This is a genomic window from Spirosoma terrae, assembly GCF_010435915.1.
Taxonomy (GTDB): Bacteria; Bacteroidota; Bacteroidia; order Cytophagales; family Spirosomataceae; genus Spirosoma; species Spirosoma terrae.
This window is the reverse complement of record NZ_JAAFZH010000017.1, coordinates 25,479-48,270: the sequence shown is the minus strand read 5'-3', so window position 1 is coordinate 48,270 and position 22,792 is coordinate 25,479. Positions and strand designations below refer to the sequence as shown.

The window sequence follows — 22,792 nt, the reverse complement described above, 5'->3', positions numbered from 1 at the left end:
CTGAGCCACAAAGATAACCAAACGTCTTAGAAGTTGTGTGAGTTAGCGATTTGAGCTGAAAAGCAGTGGATTTTGGTCGCAGTCCAGGCGCTTTTTGAGATGATGCGGCATTCCGACGTAGCCGTAGCTACGGACGAAAAAAGTAACGCCCACTGAGGCCGAAAGCCACGCTTGGCAGCCAAAGCGATTAATTCAAACGGCTTCTTAACTTTGTCTGCGCGAGCGCAAAAGCTCCTCTTTTAGTTAGGTCTCCCTATAATGAGTACATTTAAAAAACTGGCCAGCGATACGGCTCTATACGGCATTAGCACCATTTTGGGGCGAATGTTAAATTTTGCGCTGGTGCCGCTGCAAACGTATGTTTTTACCCGGCCCGAAGAAATGGCCTCTAACGTAGAGCTGTATAGTTGGGTTGGTATTCTGCTGGTTATTTACACGCTCGGGCTGGAAACTGCTTTTTTTCGGTTTGCTGCTCGCCGTCCCGACGATAAACAGAAGGTATTCAATGAAAGCCTGAGTATGGTGATCGTAGTCAGCCTGTTTCTATCGCTGCTGATTATCCTGCTAACACCGCAAATTGTTGTCTGGCTCGATTATCCGGGTCAGGAATTATCTGTGATCTGGGTTGCTTTGATCGTGGCTATTGACGCGATCATGAATATTCCGTTTGCCCGGTTACGTGTCGAAAATCGGGCTCGTCGGTTTGTGCAGGCCAGAGTCATTAATATTCTCATTACGGTATTTCTGAATGTATTTTTCCTGATCATCTGCCGGGATATCTACAATGGAAAATACCTGACCGTATTGAAGCCGGTCATTGATTTGATCTATTACCCGAGTTTAGGCCCTGGCTATATTATTCTGGCCAACCTGTTGAGTAATGCTACGTATTTTATTCTTCTGCGCGATGCATTCACTGGATTTCAGTTCCGACTCGATAAAACAGAATCGAAAGCCCTGCTACTCTATGCGGCTCCGCTGATGCTTACGAGCCTAGCGGGTTTAGTCAATACGATGACTGACCGTTTGTTCCTACAGCACTGGCTACCCGAGAATTTTTATCCGGGTCTGACGAGTAAAGACGCGCTGGGGATTTATGGTAACTGCCTGAAATTGTCGGTATTTATGGCGCTGGTGATTCAATCATTTAAGTTTGCCGCCGATCCGTTTTTCTTTTCCCGCGCCGAAGATAAAAACTCCCCTAAACTGCTGGCCGACGTAACAAAATGGTTCATTATTGCCTGCGTCCTGATTTGGGTGGGCGTAAGTCTAAACCTGGACGTAGTGGGTTTGCTGGTATCGAAACGTTATCGGCCGGGCTTGCCTATCGTACCGCTGCTACTGTTAGCCAATTTATTTCTGGGCGTTTATTACAATATCTCGTTCTGGTTTAAACTCAGTGACAAAACCCAGTTTGGAACGCTGATTACCGTGATCGGAGCGGCTACTACCATTGTCGGCAACATTATACTTATTCCGCTGATTGGCTATATGGGTTGTGCAGTAGCATTTCTGGCTTCCAGTTTTGTGATGATGGTCATCTGCTACGTATTAGGCGAGAAATATTACCCAGTTCCTTATCACATCAAATCGGCGATTGGCTATATAACTGGTGGAGGATTGCTGATTTACGCGGCACAATACATTAAAATTCCGAATCTCTGGTTGGCCGTACCCTACCATATGGCCTTATTCGGCTTATTTCTGGCGGTTATTCTGGTGATTGAACGCAATACGTTTCTGCCAGTTCTGGAACGATATCGGAATAAAAAAGCAGCTGTCAGCGACAAAGCGTAGGATTAGTTAGTTGTCTCCGCCAGCATCTTGCTGACGGAGACAACCGATTTTATAAATCTGGTCTCAGGTTGGTGGGTATAACCTGTGCTGTTCGGCTCCGAACGGCCGACGTCATAAAAAAGCCAACGCCATTACGTCCCCCCGACTTCGTGTTTATGATATTGGTTGGTACGTTGGTAGGAGGGGTAGCAAACAAACCGCCATTGGTAACCTGCGTTTGCAGCTCCTGCCAAAACGTGAAGGCTTCAAGCGTTAAGGAGTGGACTTCAACTTTCACTACGTCGTTGAGCGCGTATAAACTATCCGGGTTGATTGACCGGCGGATAGGCCGAATAAACATCAGACCGTCGGTGTCGGCGCTACCCTGAAAAGCGCCATCCTGGGCTACCGTAATATCGCGGGCTCTGTTTTGTAATTCGTTATTCCTGAAATACCGAATCCGGTAGTAATCGACGGCTCCCGGCAGATCGCGGGCATAAAACTCCGCCCGATACCCTTCAGTAGTCGAAAAGGGGTTGAGTTTTGTTTTGACGAACGTAATGGAATCAACGGATGGTACCCGATTCATTTTCGACGTAGCGCGGTACGTTTCATTCTGATACGTAATGTTCAGCTGATACGTTCGTCCGATGTGGCCAAGCGTATCGTTTCCCGTTGGCTTCCAGGTATAATAACCGTCGTTATCTGAATCGGTAAAGGCGTAGGTTTTTCCCGCATCGTCCGAAACGGTTACCGTAGCGCTTAGGGCAGCCGGTGGCGTATTGCTATTGAAATAGGCCGCTGTCTGCGTTAAACGGATGGTTTGCTGACCAGCCTGGTCAGTCAGAATTGCATCGACCGATAATTGTGATGGACCCGTATCAAGTTTGGCATCAATGACTGTTTCGCAGCCCGACAAGGTATAGATGGCAAGCAGAAAAACGGGTAAATGATATATGAGTTTATACTTCTTCATGGATTTTAAAACGCTGTTGAGCGATTAACTCGGATGACTTTTCCTAAAATTTGAAATTGTACGTAACAGACGGAATTACCGTCGCAAACACGGAGTATTTGATGGCTTCCGTTACCCGAGGATTGTCTTTATTTGGCTGGAAATAGACCGAGAAAGGGTTCTTTCTGCCATATACATTATAGACTGAAAACACCCAGTTGTCATCCTTCTTTTTACCCGTACGCTTGCGTCCCTGCAAGGTCGCTGCCAGATCGAGCCGGTGATAGGCTGGAATTCGATAGTTGTTACGTCCGCTGAAAATGGGGGCGGTAATGTCCTGAAATTCGAAACGATTGGTTGGGAACGTACCAGGCGTACCGCTGGCTAGTGTGAACGTAGCCGCAAAATTCCAGCGTTTGGCACTCGGCGGATCGAACATGAGCACCGACGTAAGCGTATGGCGTTTGTCGAACCGAGTAGCGTACCAGTCGCCGTTGTTGATTCCATCGACCTGACGTTCGGTTTTCGCCAGCGTATAACTGACCCAGCCGTTCACGACGCCCGTTGTGCGTTTCAGGAAAAACTCAGCACCATAAGCACGGCCCCGTCCGCTGAGTAGATCGCCTTCCAGGTACTTATTCAGAATCAGATTGGCCCCGTCGATATAGTCGATCTGGTTCTGAAGCCATTTGTAATAAACCTCCACCGAGGCTTCAAACTCGTTGCCCGATTTTCCAAAGTTTTTGAAGTAGCCACCAGCAATCTGATCGGCAATCTGCGGCCGGATGTTATTGGTCGATGGTGTCCATACGTCCAATGGAGTCGACGCTGTGGTGTTGGAAATGAGGTGAATATATTGGGCTAACCGGTTATAGCTCAGTTTTAACGAACTGTTACGTGGTAATTCATATTTGGCTGAGAATCGGGGTTCCCAGTTACCGTATGTTTTTATGGTTTCCCGACCCCGATAGTCAACCGTTGTGAGCACGGTTCTGCGCTGGCCCGTTGGTACGTCGGTCTGAAAAAAGTAAGCTTCGCCCGGCCCTATGTAGCTGAACAACGAATAACGAAGGCCGTATTGTAGCTGGAGTTTTGGTGTTACCTGCTGTTCATTACCCACGTACAGCGCGTTTTCAAGTGCGTATTTGCTCGACAAGCCAAAACTTCTCACGGCGCCAGCACTGGCTGCGGTAGCGGTGCCGGGCTGAAAATCATGAACGATCGATTGACCGCCAAACGTAATGGTGTTTTTGCCCAGAAACAGCGAAAAATCAGGTTTTAAGCTGTAGTCGACAATGCGGGAGTCGGTTCGGAAAAAATCGTTGGGATTCTTGCCCTTCAAGTCCGAATTAAGCGAGTAGTCGTAGTTGCTGTAATAGGCGGTTGTGTTCAAAAACAACCGATCGCTGAAAACGTGGTTCCAGCGCGCTGAAACGGTAGCATTTCCCCAGTTAAAACCGAAATCGGCCCCAAAGACGTCGCGGCCCAAATAACCCGACAGAAACACCGTATTTTTATCGTTGATGCGGTAGTTTCCCTTCGCGGTCAGGTCATAGAAGTAGAATTTTGATCCGCGAAGATCGCTGTTCAGAAAAGGTTGCGCCAGAATGTCGGCATACGAACGTCGGGCGGCAACAATAAAGGAGCCTTTTCCTTTGAAAACGGGTCTCTCGTAAGACAATCGGCTAAAAATCAGTCCTATGCCGCCGTTGAGTTCTGGCTTTTTTGCATTCCCTTCTTTCAAACGAACATCCAGAATCGACGAAACCCGGCCACCGTAATTGGATGGAATTCCACCTTTTATAAGCTTTACGTCTTTGACCGCATCGGGGTTGAAGACCGAGAAAAAGCCAAACAGGTGAGAGGAATTATAGACCGGAGCTTCATCCAGCAGAACCAGGTTCTGATCAATACTACCCCCCCGAACGTTAAATCCCGTTGCTCCTTCGCCGACTGTAGAGACGCCGGGAAGCAACTGGATGCTACGTACTACGTCGACCTCACCGAGCAGAGCTGGAATTCGTTTGAGCGTTTTAACATCGATCTGATTAACGCTCATCTCAATGTTTTTTACGTTGTCGTCTTCGGCTTTGGTCGATACAACAACCTCCTGGAGTTGTTTACCTTCTTCCTGTAGTTCAACATCCAGGCGAAGGTTCCGGTCGGTTAGTGAAACAGACCGGGTTTCTTTCTGGAAGCCAACGTAGGAGATAATGAGCGTATAATTGCCGGCAGGAGCTGTTACGGCGTAAAAACCGTAATTATTGGTGACGGTTCCCGTCCCTGTTTCTTTAACATAAACCGAAACGCCAATAAGCCCTTCACCGTTGGAAGCATCTTTTATATAACCGCTGACCGTAAATTGAGCTGCATTACGTCGCTCCGGCCCGTTTGGCTGACCAATCGTATTCTGAGTAGTCTGACCATTTGCCGATATCCCGATGGCTACAGTAACTAATAAGTAGAGAAGCCTAATCCGTAAATTGGTTTTCATTAGGTTGTTGGTATATTACTTGGGTAGTGATGTGATGGCAGTAGCCACGTACTGCAAAAGTAGAAGAGTGACCTATGAGATTGTCTAAAAATTAGACGAAGCTGCTAAATCAAAGTGTGAACGGCGTCGTTTATTGTATTGAAGTTATAGAGTGGCTCTGGTTGCTTTAGGTAATACAAAGTACTATCAGCTTTGTTTGAATCCATATCCTGGGAATTTTATGCGCTTACTACTCATTTTTTTAGTGCTTTTTTCGAAGATGGCGATTGCTCAATCGCTGCTGTGGGAGGTTTCGGGAAATGGATTGAAACAGCCTTCTTACCTGTTTGGAACGTACCATATTCTGAAAGACAGCTATCTCGATAAAACCCCTAAGGTTCGGTCGGCATTTAGTTCGGCGAAGGGTGTTGTTGTTGAAACGACAGTCGATTCGTCGGCTATGCTTAGTATGGCTATGCGAGCCATGATGCCGGGGAAAAGTCTGAAGCAGTTAATCTCGGAAGCGGATTATAAACTGGTGTCCGACGAGTTTAAAAAGATGACTGGTTTCGATTTAACGATGTTCAATCAGATGAAACCAATCATGACTGCAACGACGCTTAGTCTGAGTTACGCCGAAAAAGAAGTGGATACGCTTCGTCAGTTTACGGGGCAGCCGTTGGATTTATACTTTACCGTCGAAGCCAAAAAGCAGAAAAAAGTCTTGACCCCGTTAGAGACAATGGAGCAGCAGATGGCCTTCTTGTTCGATCATGATCCGGTCGAAAAGCAAGCCGCCGATCTGGTAAGAATGGTGAAGGAAAAAGATGAAATGCGGGGAGAAAGTAAGCACCTAACGGACCTGTATCTGGCTGGTGATCTGGATGGAATGTGGAAATTAAGCCAGGATTACGAGAAACGATATGGTGATCTATCGTATCTGGTCAATGAACGGAATCAGGCCTGGATGAAAAAATTACCAGCCTTAATGGCGTTACGTCCAACTTTCGTAGCCGTAGGAGCACTCCATTTGCCTGGCCCTTCCGGACTTATTACGTTACTACGTGAAGCTGGTTATAAAGTGAAAGCATTATAATTTTTCGAGTTGTCAATAAAGCCATCTCGGCTTTTTGTGACGATTTTTTTGTCATTGCGACGCAGGGGCAATCTTCAGGTGAGAAAACATTTACTATCTTCCGAAGATTGCTCCTGCGTCGCAATGACAAAAAATAAAAATCCTGTCTAAAAATTAAATCTTATCGCGCAGAAAATCAGCGGTATAGTTCCCTTGAGGAAGCTTAGCCATTTCTTCGGGTGTGCCTGTGAACGTAACGTAGCCACCTGTTTCGCCACCTTCAGGACCAAGGTCAATAATATAGTCAGCACTTTTGATGACTTCCATATTATGCTCAATAATAATCACCGAGTCGCCCTGATCAACCAGTGCGTTGATAGCCGTTAGCAGTTTACGAATATCGTGGAAGTGCAGGCCCGTAGTCGGTTCATCGAAGATAAATAACGTACCGCCTTTATTCGAATTCCCTTTTCCAAGGAACGACGCTAGTTTTACCCGCTGCGCTTCACCACCAGACAACGTATTGGCCGATTGGCCAAGCCCGATATAGCCTAAACCAACTTCCTGTAGGGGACGAAGTTTATCCGCCATTTTTGGGTCGGCTTTCTGGAAGAACGTAATGGCTTCATCGACAGTCATGTCCAGAATATCCGAAACGTTCTTATCCTGCAACGTTACTTCAAGAATTTCCTGCTTGAAACGTTTGCCACCACAGCCTTCGCATTTCAGATAAATGTCGGCCATGAACTGCATCTCGATCTTCACTTCGCCTTCACCCTGACAAACTTCACAACGGCCGCCATCTACGTTGAACGAGAAATGGCTCGGTTTGTAGCCGCGCGATTTTGATACCGGCTGATCGGCCATGACCTGCCGCAGGTAGTCGTACGCTTTGATATACGTAACGGGATTGGAGCGGCTCGATTTCCCGATCGGATTCTGGTCAATCATTTCAATGGACGAAACCCGATCAAGGGAGCCACTGAGGCTATCGTATTTTCCGGCTTCTTCGTTGCCATCGCCTTTTAAGCGCATTAGAGCTGGGTAAAGCACCTTCCGAATCAGCGTACTCTTGCCCGATCCCGATACGCCCGTAACAACCGTTAACGTATTGAGCGGGAAGCGGACATCCACGTCTTTCAGGTTATTTTCCCGCGCTCCTTTCAACTCAATAAAATTCGTTGCTTTACGTCTGAATGTCGGAACGGCAACCGTTTCGCGGCCAGTCAGGAAGTCGAGCGTATGCGATTGCGTGGCGGGAGTGTCATTATGGCCTGACTTCTGAGCAATCTCATCCCAGGTTCCCTGGAAAACGAGGTGCCCTCCCAGCGAGCCCGCATCGGGACCGATATCAATCAACTGATCAGCGGCCCGCATCACTTCTTCTTCGTGTTCAACAACAATAACCGTATTGCCCATATCCCGTAACGATTCCAGTACGCTGACAAGCCGTTTCGTGTCGCGAGGGTGCAGACCAATACTGGGTTCATCCAGAATATACATCGATCCCACAAGCGCAGAGCCTAGTGACGTAGCGAGTTTGATACGCTGGTATTCACCACCCGATAGTGTATTTGTCAGGCGGTTAAGCGTTAGATACCCCAAACCAACCCGTTCCATGTAGTCCAGACGATTCTGAATCTCAATCAGAATTCGATTGGCGATCTGTTGCTGATGATCGGGAAGTTCAAGATTCCGGAAGAAGGCGGTTACGTGCGTAATAGGCATCAATACTAAATCGGTAATGGATTTACCGCCGATTTTTACATAGCCTGCATCTTTACGTAAGCGAGAGCCCCGACACTCCGGACAAACCGTTTTACCACGGTAGCGAGAGAGCATAACACGATACTGAACTTTGAAGGTCTGGCTTTCGACAAAGTCGAAAAAGGCGTTCAGGCCGTCAAAATATTTATTGCCCGTCCAGAGCAGTTCCTGTTCCGCTGGTGTCAGGTCTTTATAAGGCCGGTGAATCGGGAAGTCGAAACGAATGCCGTTTTTGAGCAACGGTTTCAGAAATTCCTCGCTCATTTTTTCGCTACGCCAGGGGGCAATAGCGCCTTCAAAAATCGACAGGTTTTTATCGGGTATAACCAGATCCGGGTCAATGCCAAGCACTTTCCCAAAGCCATCGCATCGGCGGCAGGCACCGTACGGATTGTTGAAGGTAAAGAGATTGACACTCGGTTCTTCAAAAGCAATCCCGTCCAGTTCAAACTTATCCGAAAAAATGCGTGATTCAACGCCGACTATATCGACACGGCATGTTCCATCGCCTTCATTAAAGGCCGTCTGTACCGAATCGGAAAAACGATACAGATTATCTTCATCAGGCTCGTTTTTATCGTCGAAAATGACCGTTCCCCGGTCAACCAGAATTTCAAGCGACGTAGCACCTTCCAGCGATTTAGCCTCCTCGGCCAGAAGATCTTCGATCTGTAGAACCTGCTGACCCGTCGGACCGCCATCGGCCACAATACGCGTATAGCCTTTCTGAAGCAGAATGTTCAATTCATAGGCAAGCGTGCGGCCTTCGCGGATACGTAGCGGAGCCAGAATCATCAGGCGCTGCCCGTCCGGAAAGCTATGGATAAAGCTCACTACGTCGGTAACCGTATCTTTACGTACTTCATGACCCGATACTGGCGAGTAAGTTATTCCCGCTCTGGCAAACAGCAGTTTCAGGTAGTCATAAATTTCGGTCGATGTACCGACGGTAGAACGGGGATTACGCGTCGACACTTTCTGTTCGATCGCAATAGCAGGCGAAACGCCCTTTATATATTCGACCTCTGGTTTTTCCATACGGCCAAGAAACTGGCGCGCATAGCTGCTCAGGCTCTCTACGTACATCCGCTGCCCTTCGGCAAACAACGTATCGAAGGCCAGTGACGATTTCCCTGATCCCGAAAGGCCAGTCAAGACGACCAGCTTATTCCGTGGAATGGCAACATCAATTCCTTTCAAATTATGTACTTTCGCCCCTTTAATGATAATAAATTGCTTCGGGTCGAGGTAATCAACTGGCCGCGATGGCTCAGTTTTCGCGCTTTGAGTCATTCTCAGTTCGTAGGGTAAACTCTATCTAAATTTTAACGGTTTATTTAGCGATATGGTTTCTCTACGCTCAATTTACTGATACAGGAATTGGTGAATAAATAAAAGAAGGAACATTGCAACGGCAGCCCAAGTTGTTCCGTACTGATTAGCAGACAAAAATGAATTTCGGCGGTGAAGACATGACGGATATTGTTGGTCTGATTACAGCTTTTGTTATAGGCGGAGTAATTGGGGCTGAGCGGGAATATCATGGCAAATCGGCCGGCTTTCGAACAATGATTATGATCTGCGTAGGATCGGCCATATTCACCATTGTGTCCAGACGTATCAGTCATGGGGCGGATGATCGCATTGCGGCTAACATTGTTAATGGTATTGGTTTTTTGGGAGCAGGGATTATATTCAAGGAAGAAAGCAGAGTAAAGGGATTAACAACAGCGGCTACAGTTTGGGCGGTAGCTGCGCTTGGCATGTGTGTGGGTAGTCATCAGTTTGATATCGCTGGGGTTGGTTTTGCACTGATGATTTGTTCGTTGTTATTTCTGACGGGTTTAGCCAAACGTATACAATCGTTGAACCAAATACGGGATTACAAGATTGTAACCGATTTTGACACAACCACGCTCGATCGGTATGAGGCATTTTTTGATGAATTTGGTCTTTCGGCGTCGCGCAGTCAGCAGCAACGTAGCGGTTCAGAACTAGTTGAGCACTGGCGGGTAAGCGGATCGGCAAAAAACCACGAAAAATGCATCGAAAGACTATTAAACGATGCTAGAATAAAAGAATTTACAGTCTGATTTCGTTACAATCGGGACGCTGGTCGTTATCGTAAATCGAACCGATAGATACGAATTGGACTCCTACGTATTAGAAGCGTCTAACTTATACAAACCTACCATGAGTCATATTCAGAAGTTATTGTTTTTGGTTGTTTTATTCAGTAGTAGTGTTGCCTATGGGCAGCTTACAGAAGACCCGGAAGATCGCCGTGATCAGGGTAAAGATCCGCTTAAGACACAAACTGTCGATGGGCAACCACTACCTTTTGGTCAGCGGCTTCGGTTTGGGGGAGGCATAAATGGGTTTCGTTTTGGAAATCCCTTTAGTCTGGGTGTGTCGCCGGTAATTGGTTATCAGGCAACCGAACGACTCATTGTTGGTGTTGGTGGTACTTACAACTACACTCGTTATAAAGCACCTTACTACAATCCAACAACCTATAATCAGTTTGGCGGGCGGGGGTTTTTGATGTACGAATTTATTCCTTCGATTCTACCTAATCTCTATTTACACGGTGAGATCGAAAATACGACGATCCAGATAAAACAGGATGGATACGGTAGCATTCCCAATCAGTCACTAACGTCGCCCTTGGTTGGGCTGACTTATTCTCAGCCTATATCGCGTCGATTTGGGGTGAATTTAACAGCACTTTATAATCTGAATTACAACGACAATGCGGGGCTGGCTCAATCAATTTATGGAAGTCCGTTGGTAATCCGTCTGTCGTTTTTCTAGCGGGAAATCTGCTCCTAAACAAAATAGGCATCACATAACGGTGATGCCTATTTTGTTTAGAGCAATCAGGGAACTTGTTGCCAGATCATGTCGGCAATACGTTGCATACCTACATCGTTGGGATGCGATGCTACGCCGGGATCGCTATAGTCGTTGTAGGCGAAAAACCGGCTCTGGGGAACCATATCACTTAAATCGACCAGTGTGTGCCCCTTTTCCAGGGTGACTTTTCGGATAATTTTATCTGTTTGCGGCCGATTCCAGACGCTGGTCGTACAGATAATTTTTGCCGGTTGCCCACTGTAGGTGGCCAGTCGATCTAATAAATTTCGGAACTGAAGTTCCAGATTCCGGCTAAATACATCGCCTTCGTCAACATTCTCGCCGAGTCGGACAACAATCAAATCTGGTTTAAAAGTCTGTAACGTAGCGTTGAACTCATCAATTGAATAGTCGGGTGCGCCAAACTTTCTCTCGAAATTTCCACCTGCCTGTAACTGAACGGTAGCCTGTGGATACAGCGTTTGCAAATAGCCGGTTAGCAGATGAACAAAATCCTTCTCGGGTGCTGAGGCTGCCATACCATTGTTATTGTACCATCCGATACCAGGACTTGGAATATGGCTCATGATACTGTTACCAATGATCAGTATGCGCTGGAAGAAAAAAGAGTAGTTGGCACTAGCGGGTTCGGAGACCAGGTCGTTGATACGAGTACGCGCCAGAATTGCGTTCTTTGTGATAATTGGCACCTGACTACCCGCTGTCCATGATTTGCCGTTGTCGTAGGAGTACTCAAAGAACGCACCAGGTGCCATATTTTTGACGGAAAGGACTACTTTGCCGCCAAAATTGATACGTCCGCCAGGTTGGGCAAATTCGGGAACAGGCAGGCCGATTGGAACAGGAGCAGGAATTGACGGGTAGGGTCGTGTATAAGTTAAGGGAAGGCAGCCGGGAGTAATGCAGTCTCTAACGGGTGTTTTGGGTGATGTGAGCTGACTGATAGGTTCAATAGGACCACAGCTTAACTGCCAGCAACTAAATAAAGTTACACCTATAATGGAAGACCATAATCTGGACTTATGAAAAAAAGGGCTTGTTGATATACTGCCAGATAATCGTCTTGTTCTAAACGACAATCGATTAATAGTATATACCAGTAGAGATTTAATATATATTTTACTATCCGGAAAGTATGTAGTAAATACGTTAAAATAGTAAAGAAAATGAATGGCGTTTTTATGAAATATTTTTTTTGTTAACTTTTTCATTATCAGTATTTTGTTGCTTGGGTTCGGTCAGAACATATTTAGAAAAGTGTTCTCTGCCCCTTGATTTTAAAGGATATAAGAAATTTTTATAAATTTTGAGCAGTGAATTTTTGGGTATTAGTAACCAAATTTTGGTCGTTTTGAGTAAGCACTAGGCGTAGTAATGAAAGCTCTATACACATCCTAATTAATCAAAACTGCCTCCAAAATTAAAATTATGCTTTTTAGTTCGGCAATTTTCCTGTTTTTGTACCTGCCATGCTTTTTATTAATTTATTACCTAATACCACAACACTGGCGTAATGCGTTTCTTTTTGCTGCCAGCCTCTTTTTTTATGCCTGGGGCGAAACACTCGTCGTATTCGTACTACTCTTGTCAACCCTTATTAACTTCCTGGCGGGAATAATTATTGAGCGTGGTCAGCGTCGGTTCGGTTTGCTGTTGTCGTTGATTGGAAGCTTGTCTCTGCTGATCTATTACAAATATGCTAACTTTATCTTTTATTCAATTAAAGGCTTTGCTGAAGCCTTTATGTTACCAATTGATAATGATATAAATCTGGCACAGGTTGCCTTACCTATTGGTATTAGTTTTTATACATTTCAGGGTATTTCTTATACAGTTGATATCTACTGGGGGCGAATAAAGGCTAATCGTCGTTTTCTGGACTATGGAACCTATATCGCCATGTTTCCTCATCAGATTGCGGGTCCAATAGTACGTTACGCCGATATTGCTCCTGAATTGCAGGAGCGGTCTATTTCTGTTGAAAAATTTGGGGTAGGAGCAGAGCGCTTTATAATTGGTTTAGCTAAAAAGGTATTACTAGCCAATACGTTCGCTAACGTTGCCGATACGGTGTTTAATTCGCCTAGTACCAGCTATTCTACTGGTACGGCCTGGATAGGGATTATCGCTTACACACTTCAAATTTATTTTGATTTTTCCGGCTATTCCGACATGGCAATAGGCTTAGGGAAAATGGTTGGCTTTGATTTTAAAGAAAACTTTAACTATCCCTATTCAGCTCGATCCGTGCAGGATTTTTGGCGACGCTGGCATATCTCCCTGTCAAGCTGGTTCAGAGATTATTTATACATACCTCTTGGCGGAAATCGTGGTACCAAATGGCAGACGTATCGAAATTTGCTCATTGTCTTTTTTATGACTGGCCTTTGGCATGGCGCGAGCTGGAATTTCGTCATTTGGGGACTCTATCATGGTTTGTTTCTCCTGGCCGAACGAGCTGGTTTAGGGAAAAAAATTGAGCGAGCGCCAGGGATGTTAGCTCATCTTTACACGTTATTGATTGTAATGATAGGATGGGTATTTTTTAGGGCAGACAATCTGAGTGAAGCAGTTCTGTATTTAAAAAAAATGGTTGGCATTAGTACAATCAGTTCATCTGTTACGTTGTCTGTCGACTATTTTGTTGATACAGAGCTGATTATTACACTTCTATTTGGCTTGTTATTTGTAGTGCCAACCTATAAAAAATTCCACGAACAAATAAGTAAATTACAGGATCGGTCAAAATTATACAGTTTTCAAATCCTGTTCGATACAGGCTATGTGTTTGGCTTGTTTGTTCTTTTTGTAGGTACTGTCATGTATTTGGCGGCTGATACCTACAATCCGTTTATTTATTTTCGGTTTTAATAGTTAACAGGATTGGTTTATTTCGGTGAACCATATTGATATTCGTCTGGTCGATTTATGATTACAGCCGTACCACCTAATAAACCTAAACCGGTTGCGTTAAAACGTTACCGGTATAGTATACTGTGTATAGGGTTTGTTTTGCTATTGTTGCTGCCTTCTTTCGACCAAATTTGGGGTTTTTCGAAAGAATTTAGAAGTACAGAAAAGCGCATTCTTGCCCCGTTTCCGACCTTCCGTTTCCCACATATAAAAACCTATATACACGAGTTCGATCAATACTATAAGGAGAATTTTGGATGGAGAAATGCCTTGTTTTATGTATACAGTAAATGGAAGTTAAATGTACTAAAAAAGTCGCCTTTACCGGAAAAAGTTGTAGTTGGCAAAAATGGCTGGTTTTATCCTGGTAATAGCTTAAATCGGATTGTGGACCAATACCAGGGAAACCGCCCGTTGTCACTATCATCTCTACGGCTTATTGCCACTCGTCTGGCAAATTTTCAGAAGCACCTGGCCAAACAAAACAGCCGATTATATTTAGTTGTCGCACCTGATTCCTATTCTATATATCCTGAAAATTTACCGGCTTACCTTCATAAAAAGAAGGCGTCAAATCTGGATCTTTTCAAAAAATACATAACAGAAAATACGTACGTTCCCCTAATTGATATTCGTAATAAATTGCTGGCTGCTAAGAAAAAACACTTAGTTTATTATCAGACAGATACCCATTGGAACGAATACGGAGCCCTAACGGCATCATTAGCTATTGTGGATAGAATCAGGCAAGATTACCCACAGATTCCTGAAGGCCGCTTGACCGATTATCAGATTGAATCTGTGAAAGGAGTGGGTGGGGACTTATCGGCCATGCTGGCATTAGACGAAGAATATATCGATTCAGTAGTCTACAGAATCAGGCCTTTGCCAGCCATAGCAGCCTGGCAAGTTCAGAGCGTTCCTGACCAGAACGGTAAATTGCCGTCTTCCCGATTTATTGGCAAGCAATCTAATCTGCCAAAATTATTACTCATAGGAGATTCATTTAGCTTTAATATGAACTCCTTCATTCCTAATTATTTTGGCAATACATATATCGTTCGAAGCAATGAATTTAATCAGGTGCTAGCTAGAACTGAACAGCCAGATATTGTGATTGTAGAAATCGTTGAACGAAATATAGATTTACTGGCTAGCTACTAAATATCAGCGCGACGTCTGACAGCATTCTCAATTCATAAACTCATGTAGAGCCTGTCGAAATGTTGCCTACCGCATACGAAAAAGGTAAGCCAAATGATTGGCTTACCTTTTTCGATACATGGTTTAATACTGTAATAGGCGATTCGCTACTTATTTTAATTGCGCTACTACTGTAACTCCACCTTTAGTACGATCGCCGATTTTTACATTAACTTCAGCATCCAGCGGAATAAACAAATCTACCCGCGAACCAAATTTGATAAAGCCCATTTCATCGCCCTGTTGAACCGGTTGGCCCTCTTTGACGTACCATATGATACGTCGAGCCACCGCTCCAGCAATCTGGCGAAATAGAACCTCTACCCCGTTAGCTGCCTGGATGACAACAGTTGTTCGCTCGTTTTCCGTACTCGATTTAGGATGCCAGGCCACCAGATACTTGCCTGGATAATATTTAAAATAACGTACAATGCCAGTGATTGGATTACGGTTAACATGCACGTTAAGCGGAGACATGAAAATGGAGATCTGACGTCGGCGAGTTTTGAAGTATTCGTCTTCGTCGGTTTCTTCAATCACAACGACTGTGCCGTCAGCCGGGGCAATAATCTGCGATTCGTGAATTGTTAATTGGCGCGTCGGAACACGAAAGAACTGTACAACCAGGCCGAATAAAACCAGGCTGGCAATGGCCAGTAAGGTTGTTGCCGTTGCGTTATCTGAAAAAAGATAATAGTAGGCCAGGAGATTCAGTGCTAGCAAAACCAGCCCTGTAGTAAGCATTATGGTATAGCCCTCGCGGTGTAAGCGCATATAAGTGTATGAGTAAATGTATGACGTATTACAGATGCGTCAGATATGAGCAAAATTATACATCATACATTTCACATCATACACTTTGCATAAAATCAATAGCCTCCACGGAACTTATACGTGCTGGAAACTTTGTCAATGGCAACGATATAAGCGGCTAAACGTAGCGGAACCTGGTAGCGTTGCGAGGTCTCAAATACACGGTCAAACGCATCCTTTATAGCCCGGTCTGCCCGGCGATTGATTCGATCGAGCGTCCATTTATAACCAATCCGGTTTTGAACCCATTCAAAATAAGAGACCGTAACACCGCCCGCATTGGCCAGAATATCAGGTACTACCAGAATCCCTTTGTTATTTATAATTTCATCGGCTGACGCTGACGTTGGACCATTGGCTCCCTCAACAATCATTTTAGCCTGGATAGAAGCTGCGTTGTCATCTGTGATAACATCTTCTTTGGCAGCGGGTACCAGTACGTCTACGGCCAGGGAAAGAAGTTCTTCATTGGAGATTTTTTCTGCTCCTGTAAATCCTTCCAGTGTTCCTTTATTGGCATTACGATACGTAACGGCTGCTGTAATGTCAATACCTGACGAATTATAATAGCCGCCTGAGATATCACTGATCGCAACAACGGTTACGCCCCGCTCATGGAGTAGTTCTGCCGCAAACGAGCCAACATTCCCAAAACCCTGAACGGCGGCTGTAGTGCGGTATGGATTCATACGTAGCTTATCCATAGCAGCCAGAGCCGATACCGTCACACCGCGTCCTGTTGCTTCCGTACGGCCCAGCGACCCGCCCAAAACCAATGGTTTACCAGTAACAACACTGTTTACGGTCATGCCTTTAGCTTTAGAGTATTCATCGACTATCCAGGCCATTTCACGCGGTCCGGTTCCCATATCGGGCGCAGGAATATCACGATCTGGACCGATTACGTCAAGCATCGCTACGGTATATTGTCGGATAAGGCGTTCGATCTCGCCAGCCGACATTTCACGAGGATTACAGGCGATACCACCTTTGGCTCCTCCGTATGGAATATCAACCACTGCGCATTTCCAGGTCATCCATGCTGCCAGTGCTCTAACTTCATCCAGATTAACACCCGGATCAAGGCGAATTCCGCCTTTGGCTGGGCCAAGAATGTTCGAATGGATAACGCGATAACCCTCAAATACTTTAATAGCGCCGTTATCCATGGTAACAGGAAGGCCGACTATTACTTGCCGGGATGGCACTTTTAGAATATCATACATTTCGTCTGAAATACCCAGAAGACGGGCTGCCGCATCAAATCGCGACATCATAGACTCAAGCGGATTTTCTTTGTCTTTTATTGGGGCAGGTTCTATATACGCCATAACCAGATTATTGCTATGCTCTAATAAACATTTTTTTGTTAATGAAGAGTACCACAAAATTAGTAAAACCTAATATATATTATGAAAAGTATATTTTTTCTGGGATTAATATAAAACGTATCTCGTAATAATAATTTATTCAAGTCAGCTTTATCAGAATTGTAATATATCAATACAGACTCCCACAATAGAAAAATCGGTAAACTAGGTAAATTACAATTTAATAAAAATTTACACAAAATGACCGAATCCGCCGACATAGATTGAAAGTCAAGTCAAAAAGCGTTAAATTTGTGGATAATTACACACCCAGTCAATTATAGCTATTAACTATGGTTCAGGAAGAAAAGAAACGCTACTCGGAAGAAGACTTAAAAGAGTTCGAAGAGCTTATTGGTCAGAAACTTGAAGCGACCCGTAGTGAGTTGAATTATATTAAGGAGACTCTCAGCAAACGCAATGACAGTGGTACCGATAATACGTCTGGTAATTCTAAATTGCTCGAAGATGGTGCAGATACCAGCGAACGAGAAAATCTTAGTCAATTAGCAGCTCGTTTACAGAAATTTACCCAGCAGTTAGATGCTGCTATGGTACGGATTAAAAACGGTACATACGGCGTTTGTAAAGATACGGGGAAGCTAATTCCGAAAGAGCGTTTACGCGCTGTGCCCCATACGCAACAAACAATTGAGGCTAAATTGCGTCAGTCAAACTAAGGCGTTTGGGTAGGTATTGCTAGTAGAATTCTGTCATCAGTAACGGTGCACGGCACAGTTCACTGACGCCTAATAAAACAACTAAAAAGGGTCTGGTAGCAGCTGCTACCGGACCCTTTTTAGTTAACAGTTTATCAGAAAAATGCGTTATATAATATAATCTAAATAAGTGTATACTTGGTAAAGGTGAGGGACTAAATCCATGTCTATGCTCTGATTGTATGGTTCCTTTAAAGATTCAGGAGCCTAACATTCTAGATTTTCAAAACAAAATGGCCGCTATTTGGTAAATAACGCAGAGTATATACTAAACATCTCAAAATCATGTTAGAACGCCTGGAAGAAATTCGAGAAAATATCTTCCGCTATCTAGAAGCTCGTATAGAGTTATTTACTCTTGAAACGAGAGGTAAAGTGGAAGAAGGAATAGTGGTTGGTATTCATGGACTAGTCTTGGCACTACTAAGTACTATGACAATCATATTTTTGTTTAGTTTACTGGCAGCCTATTTAAATGAAGTCACTGATAGCCGGTATATGGGGTTCGTGATTGTAGCTGGATTTTTTCTTTTATTGACGCTGATTTGGGCTGCTGGTGGTGGTTTCTTTAAATCAAAAATTAGAACGACTGCATACAGCATCATAAAAAAAGGCCAGGAGAAAAAAGCGGAAGAAAAAGCAGAAGTTATTCAGGATCTGATGGAAAAAACCAGAACCAGCCTAAACGAAACAGGACGCTTGGCCCAATAAATTTTTATTATCTTTTATCATTAATTAATTACCACTGAGCTATATATACTAAGCGAGAGCTAATTATGGAAGATCCAAAAGTTCCTTTTGCGGATACAACCGCTCGTCGAGCACAATTGATGGCTGCTACTGAACGTTTTAAATCATCAATTAACACCAGCGTTGATTCAATAAAAGACGATGCGGTTGAAGTTGGTAAAACCGCAGCATTTGTAGCGGGTGTCGGTTTAGCTGTATATTTGGTTGTTAATGCTATTCTGCCCAAGTCTGAAGAGTATCGGCTAGCCGAAAAATACGGTGAGCCAGACGACGAGGATTTTGATTATGATGAAGATGATTACGATGCTGATGAAACAGCGCATCCTCACAAAGTAATAAAAAGGCAGGCAAAGAAAACGCAACGATCAGCGGCCGCAAGCGGCTTAATCGGGGGTTTGATAACAACCGTTTTAACAAATATTGCTCGCGAGCAGCTAGCCGGCTTTATAGACCGTATCCGTAATAATAATGCGATCAACCCAACCGCAGATCCAACACAATATCACGAAGAGGCACCAACAACGCCTGCAAACTATTCTACGCACTAATAAGGAATCAGGCCGGAAAGCATTAGCCATCTTGCTTGACCCTGATAAAGTCAGGCAGGATGAGCTTGCTGAACTATTAGTGAAAACCCAACAATATTCAGTCGACTTCTTTTTGGTTGGGGGAAGCTTGGTTACTGATTACACTCACAAAGAAATTGTCGCTTCTATTCGTAAGCACACCAACGTACCGGTAATTCTATTTCCTGGTAACTCATTGCACATTGAAGCATCTGCTGATGCTATTCTTCTCCTATCGCTTATTTCGGGTCGTAATGCTGATTTTTTAATAGGTCAGCACGTTATTGCTGCTCCACTACTCAAACGTAGTGGTCTCGAAATACTCCCCACCGGTTATATGCTGGTCGATAGCGGTACGCAAACAACCGTATCTTATATCAGCGGTACTACGCCTTTGCCGCGCGATAAACCTGATGTAGCTGCCTGTACAGCCATGGCAGGCGAAATGCTGGGATTAAGTCTGTTATATCTGGATGCAGGCAGTGGTGCTCGCTGGCCTGTATCGGCTGCTATGATTGAAGCAGTACGAGCAGCTGTTGACGTACCGATCATAGTGGGTGGCGGTATTAATTCTGGAGAGAAAGCGTATAGCGCCTTAAAGGCAGGGGCCGATTTAATTGTTGTTGGAAACGGTATCGAACAGAACCCAGATTTATTACCAGAATTGTCGACTATAGTACGCGATTTCAATCAATCGGCCGTACAAGCATAAGTTATGAAAACGATTATTATCTCATTCCTTAGCCTACTAGCTATAGTAGCTTTTGTTAGTACTAGCACGTTAGCGCAAGGACGTAATGAACTGGTTTATACCACTGTTGAAAAACAGCCTGAATTTCCGGGTGGGAAAGCAGCCTTAAGCCGTTATCTAGCTGAGAACATTCAGTTCCCAAGTTCGCTTATGCGGAAAAACCATGATACGGGTCCTGTTTCCGCTAAATTTATCGTCGATAAAGAAGGTAACGTACGTGATGTCCGCATATCGACCAAACAACTCGATAAGAAAGCTCAGAAGGGAATGGCCGACTTTATGACGAGCATTATTGCTGCTATTGAGCAAATGCCTCGTTGGCGGCCTGGTGAAGTAAAAGGCGTGCCCGTGGCAGTATTCTATACACTGCCAATTGAGGTTAATATGAAATAGTATATCAGATAACAAAAATGGCCCGATGATTAATCGGGCCATTTTTGTTACACGTTCATTAACGATTCTCGACGGCGCATTTTGCCTGCTGGAATACCGAACATCATTTTAAACCGGCGGCAGAAGTAAGCTGTATCTTTATAGCCTACTTCAGAGCCAATAGCCCGTATGCTCTTTTTGCTGGTACGTAGTAACCCTACGGCAGCTTCCATGCGCTGATATTCAATGTAATCCTGCGGATTGATACCGGTCAGCATCTTAAAATACTGACCAACATAATCTTCGGAAACGTTTGCTACGTTGGCTAGTACCTTATTGGATAGGTCGCCACCGAGATTTTCTTTGATATAAGCGAAAATATCGATTAAGCGAGGATCTTTAAAGTAGGTACTGTTCGTGACAAGCTGCTCAACGAACAAACGGTTTTTCAGAATGTACCGAATAACTTCGATAACAATCTCTTCGGTTTTTATTTTAACGATACGCCCTTTTCCAGCCAGATCAGTCATGTCTTCTGCCAGAATCTGATCGATCGTCGTAGCCAGATGCTCTTCGCGCTTGATAATAAAGGGCGGAACATCCAGTGAGTTGAAGAAGTTAACAGAATCAAAGACTTTTGCTTCAAACGATACGTAGCCGAATGAATTGGGTAAGTGACCAATGAGTTTTGGATCATGGTTTCCTTCCCAATACGCTTCGCGATGCGTCATGAAGTCTTCATTGGAAACTGTTTTAGAGCTAGAAGGATCTCCGTAGGTGACGGTTACGTGCTTTCCACCCGGAATGAAAAGCATATCACCTACGTCCACTTTAACTCGTTCTTCGCCAATAGACACCTCGCCATTATATAGGATCAACAACGTATTTTCAACATCGTAGAAATTTTTGATGGTGATTGGTTGTAAAATCCGGATGTTACGGGCCTTAATAAATTTAACGCCCAGCGATTCTATAATTTTATTGTAGTCTTCCATAGCTGAAAGGGGAGTGCGTGTGAATGCTACCTGCTCTCAAAGTTGCACAAAACTAATAATTTGTACAAATCTAATACAAGTATAAAAGTTTTCAAAAAATAAAAAAAATAGTGCGTATCTCTATCGAACACGCACTATACTTTAAGAAAAATTCTATTTTACTAAGAAAATACTTAGCGAATAAGTTCGCGGGCTATAACTAGTTTTTGGATTTCGGACGTACCTTCATATATCTGAGTAATTTTCGCGTCGCGCATGAAACGCTCCACGTGAAATTCTTTCACGTAGCCATAACCACCATGAATCTGTACGGCTTCAGTGGTGGCCCACATGGCCACTTCCGAAGCAAATAATTTAGCCATAGCCGCTGCCTGAACGTAATCTTTATGCTCATCTTTTAATCGAGCGGCTTTGTAGACGAGCAATCGAGCAGCTTCAATTTTTGTAGCCATTTCGGCTAATTTGAATTGAATAGCTTGATGATCAAATAGTTGCTTTCCGAAAGATCTTCGCTCCTGCGAATAGTTCAGAGCTAATTCATAGGCACCTGCCGCAATACCCAATGCTTGAGCTGCAATACCAATCCTACCTCCGTTGAGCGTTGTCATGGCGAATTTAAAGCCAAAGCCATCGTCACCTATCCGGTTCGCTTTAGGTATTTTAACATCGGTAAACAGAAGAGAATGGGTATCTGAAGCCCGAATTCCCATCTTGTCTTCTTTCTTTCCGACCACAAAACCAGGCAATCCTTTTTCCACAATCAGGCAATTAATGCCCCGGTGTTTTTTCTCCCGATCGGTTTGGGCAATCACTAAACAAACGCTCGATGAGTTTCCGTTTGTGATCCAATTCTTTGTACCGTTTAATAAGTAATGATCACTTTTGTCTTCGGCAGTGGTCGATTGGGACGTAGCGTCTGACCCTGCTTCGGGTTCGGACAGACAAAAAGCACCAATAATTTCGCCGGTTGCGAGACGTGTTAGATAGGTTTGCTTTTGCTCTTCGGAGCCATACGCTTCTAAGCCATAACAAACAAGAGAGTTATTTACCGACATAATAACTGAACACGACGCATCTACTTTGGAGATTTCTTCCATCGCCAGCACATACGAAACCGTGTCCATACCTCCGCCACCATATTCGGGTGATACCATCATGCCCAGAAAACCTAGTTCTCCCATTCGTTTCACCTGTTCGGTTGGAAACTTGGCTTCATTATCGCGATCAATAACACCGGGGAGTAGTTCGTCCTGTGCAAAAGAACGAGCGGCTTCTTTGACGGCCAGATGTTCTTCTGATAAATTAAAATTCAATCCTTGTAACTCCAGCGCTGCCGTTGCCATCTGAATTGTTTGTTTAAAATCGCTTGTTGTGAATAAAGTAAAGTTAAGAAAAAGTTGAATTAATGGTATGCTTG

At 44.3% G+C, this 22,792-nt stretch carries 19 protein-coding genes; 11 read left to right on the top strand and 8 right to left on the bottom strand.

Features of this window, described 5'->3' with window-relative positions:
• Positions 1-258 precede the first annotated feature (258 nt).
• The gene (locus GK108_RS26195) at positions 259-1,797 is read left to right on the top strand and encodes an oligosaccharide flippase family protein (RefSeq protein ID WP_163954548.1); all 1,539 of its coding nucleotides are present in this window, start codon (positions 259-261) and stop codon (positions 1,795-1,797) included.
• A 49-nt stretch (positions 1,798-1,846) separates the two neighbouring features.
• On the opposite strand, the gene GK108_RS26190 is transcribed toward GK108_RS26195, so the two are convergent.
• Together GK108_RS26190 and GK108_RS26185 are read right to left on the bottom strand one after the other, a co-directional pair.
• Entirely contained in the window at positions 1,847-2,752 is a 906-nt protein-coding gene (locus GK108_RS26190; RefSeq protein ID WP_163954547.1) for a DUF4249 domain-containing protein, read from the bottom strand.
• Between the two features lie 43 nt (positions 2,753-2,795).
• A complete protein-coding gene (locus tag GK108_RS26185; protein WP_163954546.1) occupies positions 2,796-5,225 on the bottom strand; it encodes a TonB-dependent receptor in 2,430 nt (809 codons plus the stop codon).
• 220 nt (positions 5,226-5,445) lie between these two features.
• On the opposite strand from GK108_RS26185, the gene GK108_RS26180 reads away from it, so the two are divergent.
• Positions 5,446-6,300 carry a TraB/GumN family protein gene (locus tag GK108_RS26180; protein WP_163954545.1) on the top strand — a complete coding sequence of 285 codons (855 nt, stop codon included), beginning with the start codon at positions 5,446-5,448 and terminating at the stop codon, positions 6,298-6,300.
• 153 nt (positions 6,301-6,453) lie between these two features.
• Here the strand turns inward: GK108_RS26180 and uvrA are convergent, their stop codons facing one another.
• Positions 6,454-9,339 (bottom strand): excinuclease ABC subunit UvrA, encoded by a 2,886-nt coding sequence (gene uvrA / locus GK108_RS26175; protein WP_163954544.1) that lies wholly within the window; start codon positions 9,337-9,339, stop codon positions 6,454-6,456.
• A gap of 158 nt (positions 9,340-9,497) precedes the next feature.
• On the opposite strand from uvrA, the gene GK108_RS26170 reads away from it, so the two are divergent.
• Together GK108_RS26170 and GK108_RS26165 are read left to right on the top strand one after the other, a co-directional pair.
• A complete protein-coding gene (locus GK108_RS26170; protein ID WP_163954543.1) occupies positions 9,498-10,139 on the top strand; it encodes an MgtC/SapB family protein in 642 nt (213 codons plus the stop codon).
• Between the two features lie 100 nt (positions 10,140-10,239).
• Complete coding sequence (locus tag GK108_RS26165) at positions 10,240-10,860, top strand: hypothetical protein (protein WP_163954542.1); 621 nt, start codon at positions 10,240-10,242, stop codon at positions 10,858-10,860.
• A 65-nt stretch (positions 10,861-10,925) separates the two neighbouring features.
• On the opposite strand, the gene GK108_RS26160 is transcribed toward GK108_RS26165, so the two are convergent.
• Positions 10,926-11,678: an SGNH/GDSL hydrolase family protein gene (locus tag GK108_RS26160; protein WP_163954541.1), complete on the bottom strand. Its 753-nt coding sequence runs from the start codon at positions 11,676-11,678 to the stop codon at positions 10,926-10,928.
• Positions 11,679-12,351: 673 nt separating this feature from the next.
• On the opposite strand from GK108_RS26160, the gene GK108_RS26155 reads away from it, so the two are divergent.
• Both GK108_RS26155 and GK108_RS26150 read left to right on the top strand, forming a co-directional pair.
• Positions 12,352-13,794 carry an MBOAT family O-acyltransferase gene (locus tag GK108_RS26155; protein WP_163954540.1) on the top strand — a complete coding sequence of 481 codons (1,443 nt, stop codon included), beginning with the start codon at positions 12,352-12,354 and terminating at the stop codon, positions 13,792-13,794.
• A 57-nt stretch (positions 13,795-13,851) separates the two neighbouring features.
• A complete protein-coding gene (locus GK108_RS26150) occupies positions 13,852-15,000 on the top strand; it encodes an alginate O-acetyltransferase AlgX-related protein (protein ID WP_163954539.1) in 1,149 nt (382 codons plus the stop codon).
• A 150-nt stretch (positions 15,001-15,150) separates the two neighbouring features.
• Here GK108_RS26150 and GK108_RS26145 read toward each other — a convergent pair whose 3' ends face one another.
• Together GK108_RS26145 and GK108_RS26140 are read right to left on the bottom strand one after the other, a co-directional pair.
• Positions 15,151-15,813, bottom strand: a complete 663-nt coding sequence (locus GK108_RS26145; protein ID WP_163954538.1) for a phosphatidylserine decarboxylase family protein — start codon at positions 15,811-15,813, stop codon at positions 15,151-15,153.
• Positions 15,814-15,908: 95 nt separating this feature from the next.
• Positions 15,909-17,183, bottom strand: coding sequence for a Glu/Leu/Phe/Val family dehydrogenase (locus GK108_RS26140; protein WP_170305420.1), 1,275 nt, complete (start codon positions 17,181-17,183; stop codon positions 15,909-15,911).
• Positions 17,184-17,515: 332 nt separating this feature from the next.
• Here GK108_RS26140 and GK108_RS26135 point away from each other — a divergent pair, with 332 nt between their 5' ends.
• From GK108_RS26135 to GK108_RS26115, 5 genes are all read left to right on the top strand, one after another.
• The gene (locus tag GK108_RS26135) at positions 17,516-17,902 is read left to right on the top strand and encodes a TraR/DksA family transcriptional regulator (protein WP_163954537.1); all 387 of its coding nucleotides are present in this window, start codon (positions 17,516-17,518) and stop codon (positions 17,900-17,902) included.
• Positions 17,903-18,226: 324 nt separating this feature from the next.
• Positions 18,227-18,652, top strand: coding sequence for a phage holin family protein (locus GK108_RS26130; RefSeq protein WP_163954536.1), 426 nt, complete (start codon positions 18,227-18,229; stop codon positions 18,650-18,652).
• A 65-nt stretch (positions 18,653-18,717) separates the two neighbouring features.
• Positions 18,718-19,239 carry a hypothetical protein gene (locus GK108_RS26125; protein WP_163954535.1) on the top strand — a complete coding sequence of 174 codons (522 nt, stop codon included), beginning with the start codon at positions 18,718-18,720 and terminating at the stop codon, positions 19,237-19,239.
• Complete coding sequence (locus GK108_RS26120; RefSeq protein ID WP_163954534.1) at positions 19,160-19,969, top strand: geranylgeranylglyceryl/heptaprenylglyceryl phosphate synthase; 810 nt, start codon at positions 19,160-19,162, stop codon at positions 19,967-19,969. Before GK108_RS26125 ends, GK108_RS26120 begins: the two co-directional genes overlap by 80 nt.
• A 3-nt stretch (positions 19,970-19,972) precedes the next feature.
• On the top strand, positions 19,973-20,401 hold the full coding sequence (locus tag GK108_RS26115) for an energy transducer TonB (RefSeq protein ID WP_163954533.1): 429 nt from the start codon (positions 19,973-19,975) through the stop codon (positions 20,399-20,401).
• Between the two features lie 47 nt (positions 20,402-20,448).
• Here the strand turns inward: GK108_RS26115 and GK108_RS26110 are convergent, their stop codons facing one another.
• Together GK108_RS26110 and GK108_RS26105 are read right to left on the bottom strand one after the other, a co-directional pair.
• Complete coding sequence (locus GK108_RS26110) at positions 20,449-21,375, bottom strand: AraC family transcriptional regulator (protein ID WP_163954532.1); 927 nt, start codon at positions 21,373-21,375, stop codon at positions 20,449-20,451.
• A 173-nt stretch (positions 21,376-21,548) separates the two neighbouring features.
• A complete protein-coding gene (locus tag GK108_RS26105) occupies positions 21,549-22,718 on the bottom strand; it encodes an acyl-CoA dehydrogenase (RefSeq protein ID WP_163954531.1) in 1,170 nt (389 codons plus the stop codon).
• Positions 22,719-22,792: the final 74 nt, after the last annotated feature.

Bases quoted from the DNA above. Each gene is read 5' to 3' on its own strand.
- GK108_RS26170 (WP_163954543.1), top strand. From the start codon at position 9,498: ATGAATTTCGGCGGTGAAGACATGACGGATATTGTTGGTCTGATTACA.
- GK108_RS26130 (WP_163954536.1), top strand. From the start codon at position 18,227: ATGTTAGAACGCCTGGAAGAAATTCGAGAAAATATCTTCCGCTATCTA.
- GK108_RS26145 (WP_163954538.1), bottom strand. From the start codon at position 15,813: ATGCGCTTACACCGCGAGGGCTATACCATAATGCTTACTACAGGGCTG.
- GK108_RS26110 (WP_163954532.1), bottom strand. From the start codon at position 21,375: ATGGAAGACTACAATAAAATTATAGAATCGCTGGGCGTTAAATTTATT.
- GK108_RS26125 (WP_163954535.1), top strand. From the start codon at position 18,718: ATGGAAGATCCAAAAGTTCCTTTTGCGGATACAACCGCTCGTCGAGCA.
- GK108_RS26190 (WP_163954547.1), bottom strand. From the start codon at position 2,752: ATGAAGAAGTATAAACTCATATATCATTTACCCGTTTTTCTGCTTGCC.
- GK108_RS26140 (WP_170305420.1), bottom strand. From the start codon at position 17,183: ATGGCGTATATAGAACCTGCCCCAATAAAAGACAAAGAAAATCCGCTT.
- GK108_RS26155 (WP_163954540.1), top strand. From the start codon at position 12,352: ATGCTTTTTAGTTCGGCAATTTTCCTGTTTTTGTACCTGCCATGCTTT.
- GK108_RS26115 (WP_163954533.1), top strand. From the start codon at position 19,973: ATGAAAACGATTATTATCTCATTCCTTAGCCTACTAGCTATAGTAGCT.
- GK108_RS26180 (WP_163954545.1), top strand. From the start codon at position 5,446: ATGCGCTTACTACTCATTTTTTTAGTGCTTTTTTCGAAGATGGCGATT.
- GK108_RS26160 (WP_163954541.1), bottom strand. From the start codon at position 11,678: ATGGCACCTGGTGCGTTCTTTGAGTACTCCTACGACAACGGCAAATCA.
- GK108_RS26120 (WP_163954534.1), top strand. From the start codon at position 19,160: ATGCGATCAACCCAACCGCAGATCCAACACAATATCACGAAGAGGCAC.
- GK108_RS26150 (WP_163954539.1), top strand. From the start codon at position 13,852: ATGATTACAGCCGTACCACCTAATAAACCTAAACCGGTTGCGTTAAAA.
- GK108_RS26165 (WP_163954542.1), top strand. From the start codon at position 10,240: ATGAGTCATATTCAGAAGTTATTGTTTTTGGTTGTTTTATTCAGTAGT.
- GK108_RS26135 (WP_163954537.1), top strand. From the start codon at position 17,516: ATGGTTCAGGAAGAAAAGAAACGCTACTCGGAAGAAGACTTAAAAGAG.
- uvrA (WP_163954544.1), bottom strand. From the start codon at position 9,339: ATGACTCAAAGCGCGAAAACTGAGCCATCGCGGCCAGTTGATTACCTC.
- GK108_RS26195 (WP_163954548.1), top strand. From the start codon at position 259: ATGAGTACATTTAAAAAACTGGCCAGCGATACGGCTCTATACGGCATT.
- GK108_RS26185 (WP_163954546.1), bottom strand. From the start codon at position 5,225: ATGAAAACCAATTTACGGATTAGGCTTCTCTACTTATTAGTTACTGTA.
- GK108_RS26105 (WP_163954531.1), bottom strand. From the start codon at position 22,718: ATGGCAACGGCAGCGCTGGAGTTACAAGGATTGAATTTTAATTTATCA.